Origin of the sequence: Flavobacterium macacae, assembly GCF_003865365.1 — a bacterium.
Classification (GTDB): domain Bacteria; phylum Bacteroidota; class Bacteroidia; order Flavobacteriales; family Flavobacteriaceae; genus Flavobacterium; species Flavobacterium macacae.
In genome coordinates, this window is sequence record NZ_RQVR01000012.1 from 1 (window position 1) to 3,979 (window position 3,979).

3 protein-coding genes and 1 pseudogene are annotated in these 3,979 nt (G+C 36.7%); 1 reads left to right on the forward strand and 3 read right to left on the reverse strand.

What is annotated here, in order from left to right:
- Positions 1–115: pseudogene (locus EG849_RS16105) on the forward strand (IS91 family transposase); the annotation flags it as partial.
- Positions 116–326: 211 nt separating this feature from the next.
- On the opposite strand, the gene EG849_RS10860 reads toward EG849_RS16105, so the two are convergent.
- From EG849_RS10860 to EG849_RS10870, 3 genes are all read right to left on the reverse strand, one after another.
- Positions 327–872, reverse strand: coding sequence for a hypothetical protein (locus EG849_RS10860; protein ID WP_125013112.1), 546 nt, complete (start codon positions 870–872; stop codon positions 327–329).
- Between the two features lie 29 nt (positions 873–901).
- A complete protein-coding gene (locus EG849_RS10865; RefSeq protein WP_125013113.1) occupies positions 902–2,428 on the reverse strand; it encodes an ArnT family glycosyltransferase in 1,527 nt (508 codons plus the stop codon).
- A gap of 299 nt (positions 2,429–2,727) precedes the next feature.
- Complete coding sequence (locus EG849_RS10870; RefSeq protein WP_125013114.1) at positions 2,728–3,108, reverse strand: hypothetical protein; 381 nt, start codon at positions 3,106–3,108, stop codon at positions 2,728–2,730.
- Between the last annotated feature and the right edge of the window lie 871 nt (positions 3,109–3,979).

Genomic DNA, 3,979 nt, shown 5'->3' on the forward strand with positions numbered 1-3,979 from the left:
CAAATGTCCGTGCTGCAGAACGGGCAATTTACACCGGATAGCCCTTTTTGACCAGCGCGGTCCTCCTGCTTGGTATCTTGGCGTCAGCCAAAAAACCAATCCCTGTGAAAACTAACTTTATGGGTAAGGGCACTTGTGCCCGAAAGTGAAGGAAAAATACCTGAAAAGCTACTTCAAAAAAAAAGAGGCACAATAGCCTCTTGAAATTCTTCTTACTCATGTATCGTAAACCCCATAAGGGAGGGATGTAGAGCGGTTCCGTTCAACACAGGCTTCATTGTTCGTCTTTCAGACGCAACGAAGCCTTAGCTGTTCTACGCAGTTTTTTAATTCCGAGTTATTAGTTTCAATTCTGAGTTGTCAATTTTTTTCATTAGTTCAGAGTATGTAATCCCGTTCAGTTCAATTCCACCGTCTTTTGGTCGGTAAACTTCTGCTTTGGTTTGAACCCCGTTTTTATAAACCCAAAAATATAAATCGGTTGAGTCTTTCTCGTTTGTTCTTATGTTTAATCTTTTCCACGTTTTTTCTACAATTCCAAATTCCGATGTCGATTTATTTATTATTAAATCTCCATTTTTAGATTTAAAGTGGAAGTTTTGTATATCTCCATAATGGTCTTCAATTTCCATTAGGTAAAGTCCGTAACTAACAAATCCGATAACTGCGATTATTGCAATTCCGAAAATCAGAAGTCCGTATTTTAATGTTTTGTTCAATGTTTGGTCAAATTGGGAAAAATTGTCCCGAAGGGCGATTTTTCCCAACGGTTGCGAGCAGGAATAGTTGCCGATGAAAGCGAACCGCGTACTGTCGGCAAGATAAAATATTCTTCGTGAAAACAAAGCTCCCACTACCTGAAAACTCGGCAATTATTTTTGCTTGCTGTTATGTGGCGTTGTTATTCGAATACTCTATTTTTAAATAGCTCTTTGAGTTCGTCATAAGTCTGTTTTGGTTTTTTACAAATAAAAATCGTCTGCCAGAGGTCTTCTTCCTCTTTCGCATACGGGTTGTATATAGATTTAGCAGGAATAACCTCTTCAAAATAAGGCTCGAAAAACCGTTTTCCGGTTCTGTCACTATACCTCAAAGCAATGGTTGTTTGAGGCATCTGTCCAGTAGGAAACCATAGGTAGAAACTTCCGTGCAATGAAAATGAATGTGGTAAACCGTGCTTTTTTCCAAATAGGTTTAAAGCACCTGCTTGTCCGTAGTGTTTTCCCCAAATTAGGGTGTTTTCTTTTTCTGTTTTTGGCAAGCTGTCATAAACGGATTTTAGTTCGTTGAGAGTTTCATCCCACTTTTCTTTTGAATATCGTTCTTCAAATCTGACATTATATTGCCCACCAGGCACCGTCTCTCTTTTTTCATAGGGGTAATCATTTTTCAGATAACTTTCCAATGGGAAAACGGGCATTCCAAATGGGATAAGAAATATCCCCGATAACAATACAAAACTCAGCGGGTAGATTGCCCATTTTCTTTTGGTTAGCACAATGCTTTCCCAAAATACACCGCCAAAAGGAAGAATCGTAAGCACAATAGGGTAGAAATAATATCCTTTTCCTTTACTAAAAGCCAAAAGTGCAGTTGATAGCAAAATTGAAATAATCAAAGGACTGTATCTTCTCATTTGGTCGTGGAACATAGAAATTATTCCTGCTCCCCAAACCAACAAAGTCAATGGGTTTAATGACACTACAAGGTCTCCAAAAACCTGCAAGGGTGTTAATCTGTCCAATTGGGTTTCATAAAGTCGGTTGAACATTTTTAAGACAGGAAAATCGTTTGCGTATTGCCAAATAATATTTGGGCTTACCAATAAAATAAATACGAGAATATTCCACCAAAATTTGTGTTCAAGCAATGCTTGTCTTGTTTTTTTGAAAAATAGTAAAGCTGAAACCCCAAAAATAAAGAATACAGCATCATATTTGGTCAGGAATGCCAATGCGGTAGAAAAAGTCAACAACCAAACGTATTTCCTGTCGAGAAACTTAACATATTTGAAAAGGAAGTAAAAGTTCAGTACCCAAAACAATTGGCTGAAAACAACTGGCTGAAACAATTGTTGCGAACGCCCAAAAGCTGGGGCGATAATAATGCATAACAAAACCAAAAACACGGCTTTTGCTTTCCCTCCTAATTCTGTCGTGATTTTTGAAACAAGTATTAATACGAGAATCGCTGAAAGATGTGCAAAAATGTGATGGACAAATACGGATTCTGATTGCAGTAAGTTTTGGATAAATGCCAAGACACCAATCAAGGGCGGAAATTCCATATATCCGAATGCAAGATGTTTTCCCGTTTCTATATGTAGCAGTTCATCCCCTTGAAATCCTGAATTAAAGTCAGCTACCAAATGAAGTGTCAATTTGATGAAGCAAAAGACAATTACAATAAGTTTGGTTTGTTTATCCATTCGTTAATTTGGGTTCGTTCGTTTCACAATGCCACATAACTAGTGTATATGTCTGACAAAATCAGACATATACACCTAATTTAGGTTGTATAGGGCTAACTTTTAGCATATTTTATACAATAATAAACAAATTATCAATAGGTTAATTACGGTTTTCCGTAAAGTACAGAATAATTTAAAAGGGAAAGTAGAGATCGGTATTTCTCTTAGGTCTTTGGAATAGCTAATGTAAACGAATTTTTTTATATTATTTGAAAATCGCGAAAGGATTTGAACACGAGCATGGGTATTCCAACGTATTATGAGTTATTTTTTCTGTAATCATTAACAAATTCTTGAAGAGCTTTCACAAATTCAGGATTGTTAACTTCCTTGATTTCTCCATTATTATCAGATATTTTAATCTTGGTAGACATACCAATTTTAAGTAATCGTTTATATTCATTTTGTAGAGCTGTTGCCAACCCAGTTGACTCTCTCGGAATAGATTGAATCAAATCTATGTTGTCGACTTCTAATATTTCACCAACTTCATTTAATCGCTTTAAACTTGGTTGAGCTGTATTTGAGTTCCATTTACTAATTGTTGTATCGTCTAAATCTAGATAGAGTGCTAATGCAACGACTTGTAAAGAAGAATCTTTAATAGCTTTTTTTATGTTATTAATTTTTTTTGTCATTATTTAAAAAACTTGCATTATATTCCAGTTATTTTATTATATTTGTTCTAGCGAATTGACAATTAGCCCTTTTGGAATAATTAAAACGATGAATCTCGACTCAAAACGACCAATTTTATCTTCGAGAGTATCGTGAAATCGCTCCATGTCAAAAAGTTTCCTACTTTTGCATACGGCATGCGAGCGGTTCTCACGTAAGCTTTAGGAGATAACTTTTAAATCGAAAGATTTTTAAGATGGGTTTGGTCGCCCATGAGTCTAAAGTGTGAGACCGCTCCGTGCTTTTTTTGCAGGATCTTCACATTCAGAACATCGTTCCATAAAACCTCTAGATATGAGAACGAACCTTTTTAATGCCCTCTTTATAAAGCCGCCTTGACTTTTGTCGCCCTGTATTCGGGTGGGAAAAGGGTAGGATAGGTTTAAAAAAAAACAGCCATCCTTCAACCCATAGCAGCGCATAAAAAAGGAGGGAAGCCTCTCTGATTATTGCTCGCACAACCCGCCCGCCGCTGCAACTTTTGCCTCGGCTGTACGGATAGATTCTATTTTAAACTCGCACTTTAAAAGTAGGATGTTTATTTCAATTGTACAACCCAAAGCAGCAGATATTTAGGAAAAAGGGTACAGGGCTGGCAAAAGCGCTTGCAATGAGGAGGATATCCTTTTTTTTTACTCTAGTTACGCAAACGATTGCGAACTTCGATTTTTGGATTTTTCGATGCTTCGATAAATTGATGGATGAAGAGCTGCGGAAGCTATCAGGCGCTTCGTTACTATAAAAAAAAAATCCAATAATAAAAAAAAATCCCCACGGCAGTCCCTGCGTCCTACAAAGTAGTTTTTAGAATAGAAAAGTTGGGTTAGTTAA